Source organism: Sphingomonas sp. (genome assembly GCF_040398505.1).
Lineage (GTDB): Bacteria > Pseudomonadota > Alphaproteobacteria > Sphingomonadales > Sphingomonadaceae > Sphingomonas.
This window is the reverse complement of record NZ_JBBATX010000055.1, coordinates 11,263-17,580: the sequence shown is the minus strand read 5'-3', so window position 1 is coordinate 17,580 and position 6,318 is coordinate 11,263. Positions and strand designations below refer to the sequence as shown.

Sequence of the window (6,318 nt, the reverse complement as noted above, 5' to 3'; positions counted from 1 at the left end):
CGCTCGCCGGGTTGAGGTATAAACCGGTGGAGAAGCCGGAGCGAACCTGCGGGATCAGACTACAGCGCGGACATTACATCTGGCGAAATGGGCATTTGGGGTCGCGCTCGCGCTGGCGGCCGTCAAGCTGCTAGTGTTCGGTCCAGATTAATATCGCCGGGTTTGTGAACGACGCAATCGCCTTAAGTTTCGCTCTCAAGCGGTTAGTTGAGAATTCGCCTGCTTCCAGTCGCGCTTGATCTTTTTCGCGAGGCTCCATTTGTGGACTTCGGTGGGGCCATCATAAATGCGGAATGCGCGGATCTCACGGAAGACCTGCTCGACGATCGTGCGCCCGGTAACGCCCGTGCCGCCCATCACCTGCACGCAATTGTCGGCGATCTTCATCAAAGCTTCGCTCACGGACACCTTGGCCATCGAGCTTTCCACGGTCCCGAGCGATCCGCTGTCCAACACCGTGCCGCACCAGTCGATCATCAATTCGCACTGCTGGATGAGGATGCAGTTTTCCGCGAGCATGAAGCCGACGCCTTCGTGGTCTATCAGGGTCTTGCCGAAGGCAGTGCGGCGACAGGCGTAATCAGCGGCGATTTCCTGCGCGCGGATGCAGCAGCCGAGCCAGCGCATACAGTGCGACAGGCGCGCGGGCGACAGGCGTATCTGCGCATATTTGAAGCCTTCGCCGGGATTGCCAAGCATCTGGTCCGCCGGAATGCGGAGATTGTCGATTGTCAGCGTCGCATGGCCCCCCGGCATGGAGCTGTCGATGGTGTTTGGAATCTCGTCGATGCGAATGGCTTCATCGGGCAAATCGACGAGAAACATGCACGCGCCGCCCTTCGTATCCTCTTCCGCGGACGCGGCCATGACGATGCCAACTTTCGCACCCAGCGCACCGGTGATGAACGTCTTGCGCCCGTTCACTACCCAGTGATTGCCGTCCTTGCGGCACGTCGTCTTCATCATGGACGGGTCCGAACCCGCCCCCTGCCACTCGGCGGGCTCGGTCATAAAAAAAGCAGAGCGGGCGGTTCCCTCGACCAGCGGCTTGAGGAACCGCTCCTTCAGATCAGGCGAGCCGACGTGCCCGATCAGATACATATTGCCCTCGTCCGGCGCACACGTGTTGCACGCCAGCGGCCCGAGCGGGGAAAGGCCCGAGCGGATTAGGATCACCGCCGTCTCGCGCTGCGATAGGTGCGTGCCGTCGGGGCGGATATGCGGCGTCAGCACGCCCGCCGCGCGCGCGTGGACGCGCATGTCCATCAGCAGTTCGTCAGTGGGCGCATTGTGATGGTCGCGGCGCGTGTCCTGCTCGTAGGGAACCACCACGTCGCGGACGAACGCCTCGACCTTGTCCGCCATGTCGCGGGCGTAAGGGGAGATCGCGGACGGGTTGGTCTGGAGAACGGTCATTATTGCAGCACCCGGATAGGATCGGTGCCGTCCCAGTTGCGGGCGGCTTCCTTCATCATCTGGAACAACGCTTGGCTGCCCGAGACCGGCTGAAGAAACTCGATTATGTGGCCCGGCCCTTGACCGGGATCGACATAGATCACCTCACCATCGGCGCCGACCTTGCCCTCTACAATTACTTCGGCCCCGGCTTGCGCGCATGCGGTGCGGGTAGCTTTCATATCCTCTACGAAAATGCAGATGTGGTGCAGCCGGTCCCGCACCGCATAGTCGCCCGCGTAGAGCGAGGGCGCGTCGCTGTCGGTCTTGATGAGTTCGATCTGGATGTCGCCCCAATAGCCGAGTGCCATCGTGAACACTGCATCGGTCGGCTGGCCCTTATATTTCATGTCGTCGAGCCGCACGTCGTTCAGCACGAAGAATGGACCCACCCCGATCGTCTCGATCCAGTAGCGCATCGTCGCGTCGAAATCGGTAGGAAAATAGGCGAACTGGATGACATCGCCAAGGGCTTTGAGCGGGCCGGGCTTCATGCAAACAATCCTTCCGGTTTTTCGATCAGCGCCTTGAGCGTCTGCAGGAACTGCGCACCGGCAGCGCCGTCGATCGCGCGGTGATCGACCGAAAGCGTCAGCGCGATCCGCGTCTCGAACGCGATTACACCGCTGGCGGTCTCGACCGGCTGACGCTGTGCCGCGCCGACGGCGAGGATCGCACCCTGTGGCGGGTTGATGATCGCATCGAACCCGTCAATCCCGAACATGCCAAGGTTGGAGACGGAAAAGGTGCCGCCTTCCATATCCTCCATCGACAGGCCCTTGCCCTGGGCCTTGCCGATCAGACGACGCGTTTCCGCTGCGAGCTGATCGATCCGCATCAGGTTCGCCTGCCGCACGACCGGGGTTACAAGCCCTTTGGGGCTGGCGACCGCAATAGCGACGTCGGCGTGCGGGAAACGGTGGATCGCGCCGTCGCGCACCTGCACGTTCACGTCCGGGTGGCGCGCGAGTGCGGTGGCGCTCGCCTTAACGATCCAGTCGTTCACGCTTGCCTTGCACTGCAGCACCAGGTTTGCGGTCTTGCGCATTTCCAGCATCGCATCGGCGGCGGCGGACACGCGCAGATAGAAATGCGGGATTTCCTGCTTGGCCTGCGTCAGCCGCTGCGCGACGACCTTGCGGATCCGGTCGAACGGCACGATTTCCGGCCTGTTCTCGCCCGGCACGAAAGCGGGGATCGTGCCTCCCGCGGCAGCAGGAGCAGGAAGCAGCGCGAGCACATCAGCCTTGGAGATGCGTCCACGCCGCCCGGTGCCCGTCACACTCGTCAGCGACAGGCCGTGCAATGCCGCGATACGGCGTGCAAGCGGGGACGCAAAGACGGCAACATCCTCTGCCACCAATACCGCTACGCCTTTTGGTGCCTGCGTCGCCGGGCCACGCAGCGCGCGCACGACATCCTGATGCGTGATGCGCCCGCTCCGTCCGGAGCCTTCAATCCCGGCGAGATCCACGCCTTCTTCCTCGGCAAGGCGCAGCGCCTCGGGGCTGATCGGGCGGTTCGTCTCGATCTTTACGCGTGCCGGTACTGCACTCGGCGCAGGCTCCGGCGCTGCGGGTGCTTCCGGTGCCGCGTCGGCTCCGGCGGCGCCCAGCTCCAGCCGACCCTCGGCAGGTCGGAAGTCGGCAAGAAACGCATCAATTTCGGCATCCGAATGCACACCTTCGTCGAACACAGCCAGCAGCGCGCCGACCGCCTCGGCCTCGCCGCCGCCGGAAACGAGGATGCGGCGCACCGTCGCCTCATATTCGGCCTCGACTTCGTTGGTGATCTTGGCGGTTTCGATCAAACACAGCATGTCACCGCGCTTGAACGTATCACCTTCGCTGACCATCCATTGGGCGATCGTCCCCTCGGTCATTTCGATGCCCCATTTTGGCATCGTAAAGGCGCGGATGCGGCTCATGTCCTTGCCTCCTTCAACGGTAAGACAGGGTCTGGCGCACTGCTGCGGCAACCTTGGCGGCGTTCGGGAGATACGCGCTTTCCAACTCGCGCGCGAACGGTACTGGCGTATGCGGCGGCGTCACCATCTCGATCGGCGCCTTCAGGCTTGCGAATGCTTTGCTGGAAACGAGCGCGGCTATATCGGTCGCGAGCGAACAACGCGGCGGCGCTTCATCGACAACGACGAGGCGCCCGGTAACCTCGACCGAATCGAGGATCGCTTCTTCATCGAGCGGCGAGGTGGTGCGCAGGTCGATCACGTCGCAGCCGATGCCCTCTTTGGCCAGTTCGTCGGCAGCTGCCTCGGCATAGCCGACCATCATGCCGGCGGCGACGATCGTGGCGTCCAGCCCGGCGCGCACGAGGCGGGCATGGCCGAAGGGAATGCAGAAATCGGGATCATCGTTCACTTCCCCGCTCATCGCGTACAGGAATTTGTGTTCGAGGAAGATCACCGGATCGTCATCACGGATCGCCTGGCGCAGTAGGCCGCAGGCGTCTTCCGGCGTGGAAGGCATCACTACTTTCAGGCCCGGCATGTTGGTGACGAACTGGTGGATGACCTGACTGTGCTGCGCCGCAGCATTATAGCCCGCGCCGCACGGCATGCGGATGACAGCAGGGCAGATAGATTTGCCGCCGAACATGTAGCGGAACTTGGCGATCTGGTTCCACAATTGGTCCATGCAGACGCCGATGAAATCCGCGAACATGATTTCCGCGACCGGACGCTTGCCCGCCAGCGCCAGGCCGGCAGCGGCGCCGACGATCGCGCTTTCGCTGATCGGCGTGTCGATCACCCGGTCCGGCCCGAATGCGTCGTATAGCCCGACCGACGTCGACCAGATGCCGCCGATCGCTTCCGGCCCGCCCGCCGTCCCCATGCCGCCGACGACATCCTCGCCCAGCACGCAGACACGAGCGTCGCGCTGCATCTCTTGGAAGATCGTGTTGCGAATGGCGTCGCGATACATCAATTTAGCCATGTGTTTGCTCCCGCCAGTCAGTAATTGATGTAGACGTTTTCAAGCACGTTCGCAGGCGTCGGGCGGGGTGCCGCACGCGAGGCCTGCACGGCGCTCTCGATTAGGTCGAGCGTCTCGGTATCGATTACGTCAAGATCGGCATCGGACAGCAATCCTGCCGTCGTCACGTTTTCACGAAACTTGCGAATGCAGTCGCGCGTCGCGCGCAGCCGGTCGATCTCGCCGGGACCACGATAGCGTTGCGGATCGCCTTCGAAATGACCGAAAAAGCGCTCGGTATCGAACTCCACTGCCGCAGGCCCGTTGCCCGGCGCGCGGACATATTCCAGCACATCGCGCATGCAATCATGCACGGCGAAAAAATCCGTTCCGTCCGCGCGCCATACTTTCATGCCGAATGCTTCGGCACGGCTGGCGATGTCGTTCGACGTGCCCACCGCATAGGAATTGCCGGTGTGCTCCGAATAATGGTTGTTCTCGAACACGAAGACGACCGGCGCTTTCGTTACCACCGCAAGGTTCATCGCCTCGAAGGTCGTGCCCTGGTTGCAAGCGCCGTCACCCGAAAAGGTGATAGAAACGCCAAGCTTGCCCTCGCTGTCAGGCCCATCGATTTTCAGCGCCAGCCCCGCGCCTACCCCGATCGGCGAACCCGCACCGACGATCCCGTTCGCGCCGAGCATGCCCTTTTCGATATCGGCGATGTGCATCGATCCGCCCTTGCCGTTGCAAAGGCCTTCCTGGCTGCCCCAGATCTCCTTCATCATGCCGGTTACGTCGCAACCCTTGGCAAGGCAGTGCCCGTGGCCGCGGTGTGTGGATACGATCTTGTCGCGCGGTGTCAGATGTTCGCATACGCCGACCGCGACGGCTTCCTGACCGCAATAGAGATGAGTGAAGCCCGCGATCTCGCCGGTCTGGATTTCCTCGTGAAGCCGTTCCTCGAATTCGCGGATCAGCTTTATCTGCCGATAGGCACGCGTCAGCGCCTCGCGGTTCATCTGCATCGGGACATCCCCTTCCTTAAGATCCTTCACTCGGTCACAGACCGAGCACGGATTTTGCAATTATGGTGTTTTGCACTTCGTTCGTACCACCGAATATCGTCCACGCCCGACTATTCAGATAGCGCGGAGATGCGACCATCGCGGCGGGCGTAGAGACGGGCGCTGGCGCGTCGTTACCGTATAGGGGCCGGGTTCTTTCAAGCTGCAAGCCCGCGACCCCATACAGGTCCACCGCCAGCAGATCGATTTCCTGGCGCAGGTTGGACCCGAGCAATTTGGTTAATGACGTTTGTGGCCCGGGGGCCTTGCCCTCGGCGATTTCGGCGATAATCCGCAATTCGATCATGTCGAGCGCATCGACGCCGAGCCGTGCACGCGCGACACGCCGCTTCCAGTCCCGATGGTGGGCGAGCACGCCGCCCTTGCCATCGCTCTGATCGTACGCTGCCGCTTCCACCAAGTTGACGTCGTAGCGAAGCTTGGGCGCGTGGCACGATCCGCCGCGCTCGTTCTCCAACAGGAACTTGGCGATGGTCCAGCCTTGCCCCTCGCCGCCGACGAGGTTCCCGGCAGGCACGATCGCGTCCTGCAGGAAGACCTGATTCACTTCATGGTCGCCGGCATTGGTCAGGATCGGTCGTACCGAGACGCCGGGGCTGTCGAGGTCGATCAGTAGGAAAGAGATGCCCGCCTGCTTCTTTACGTCGTCATTGGTGCGCACCAGCGTAAACATGCGGTTGGCATGGTGCGCGTGCGTGGTCCAGATTTTTGAACCGTTGACCGTGTAATGGTCACCGCTGCGCACCGCGCGGGTCTTTAGGCTCGCCAAATCCGATCCCGCGCCGGGTTCCGAAAAACCCTGGCACCAATAATCCTCGCCCGAGAGGATACGCGGCAGATAA

6 protein-coding genes are annotated in these 6,318 nt (G+C 62.3%); all 6 read right to left on the bottom strand.

The annotated features are described in order from the left end of the window. Positions 1-195: 195 nt before the first annotated feature. Positions 196-1,365 carry an acyl-CoA dehydrogenase family protein gene (locus ABWP09_RS08600; protein ID WP_353204731.1) on the bottom strand — a complete coding sequence of 390 codons (1,170 nt, stop codon included), beginning with the start codon at positions 1,363-1,365 and terminating at the stop codon, positions 196-198. A 50-nt stretch (positions 1,366-1,415) separates the two neighbouring features. Continuing rightward, complete coding sequence (locus ABWP09_RS08595; RefSeq protein WP_353204730.1) at positions 1,416-1,949, bottom strand: VOC family protein; 534 nt, start codon at positions 1,947-1,949, stop codon at positions 1,416-1,418. Next, complete coding sequence (locus ABWP09_RS08590; RefSeq protein WP_353204729.1) at positions 1,946-3,382, bottom strand: dihydrolipoamide acetyltransferase family protein; 1,437 nt, start codon at positions 3,380-3,382, stop codon at positions 1,946-1,948. The genes ABWP09_RS08595 and ABWP09_RS08590 overlap by 4 nt, the downstream gene beginning before the upstream one ends. Before the next feature lie 13 nt (positions 3,383-3,395). Continuing rightward, the gene (locus ABWP09_RS08585; protein WP_353204728.1) at positions 3,396-4,409 is read right to left on the bottom strand and encodes an alpha-ketoacid dehydrogenase subunit beta; all 1,014 of its coding nucleotides are present in this window, start codon (positions 4,407-4,409) and stop codon (positions 3,396-3,398) included. 17 nt (positions 4,410-4,426) lie between these two features. Beyond that, positions 4,427-5,416, bottom strand: coding sequence for a thiamine pyrophosphate-dependent dehydrogenase E1 component subunit alpha (locus ABWP09_RS08580; protein ID WP_353204727.1), 990 nt, complete (start codon positions 5,414-5,416; stop codon positions 4,427-4,429). A 34-nt stretch (positions 5,417-5,450) separates the two neighbouring features. Next, on the bottom strand, positions 5,451-6,318 hold an 868-nt coding region (locus ABWP09_RS08575; protein WP_353204726.1), incomplete at its 5' end, for an acyl-CoA dehydrogenase family protein.